Raw genomic sequence first — 535 nt, 5'->3', positions numbered from 1 at the left:
TGTGTGCCTTGGAGACGCCGACTAACAACTCAGCTCTAGGAATAGGAACACCATGCACATGATCAGTAGGTTTAACAATTGAGCAGATAACTTTGTTTAGAATACGGTAATGAGGTAAAAAATGTGCATGGACAAGGGGAATCAAATGATTTCCTATACCATCAGTGATCTCACAAACTATGCTAGCAATAGTGAGTGCAAACTCGGGTGGCAAAGGCCACTACGGATAATCAATCGTCGGGAGGTGAAGTACAGCACGAATAGCATCAGAAGAAAATACAACCCGAACACCACGAACAATGGAAGTAAAAGACTCTAAATCAGTGTTGACTGAACTCTTGTTAGCAAGAAATTCAGCAACAAGCACATGTAAACCATACTCATGACCTAAACAAGCACTTAGCCAACCACGATGCGCAAACTGACCCGGTAGGCCAATCGAGGCAAACTCTGACCGTAATAACTTCGTATAGCATACATTATACGAAGTTATCGCGTAATAACTTCGTATAGCATACATTATACGAAGTTATCG

At 41.7% G+C, this 535-nt stretch carries 1 protein-coding gene; it reads right to left on the bottom strand.

Annotated elements, in window-relative coordinates; translation table 11 throughout:
- Nucleotides 1-220: 220 nt before the first annotated feature.
- On the bottom strand, nucleotides 221-520 hold the full coding sequence (locus DSBG_RS21505; protein WP_068967047.1) for a hypothetical protein: 300 nt from the start codon (nucleotides 518-520) through the stop codon (nucleotides 221-223).
- Nucleotides 521-535 lie beyond the last annotated feature (15 nt).

This window comes from Desulfosporosinus cupriresistens (assembly GCF_001707885.1).
GTDB lineage: Bacteria > Bacillota > Desulfitobacteriia > Desulfitobacteriales > Desulfitobacteriaceae > Desulfosporosinus.
This window is presented reverse-complemented; position numbering and strand designations above follow the sequence as displayed.

Bases quoted from the DNA above. Each gene is read 5' to 3' on its own strand.
- DSBG_RS21505 (WP_068967047.1), bottom strand. From the start codon at position 520: ATGTATGCTATACGAAGTTATTACGCGATAACTTCGTATAATGTATGC.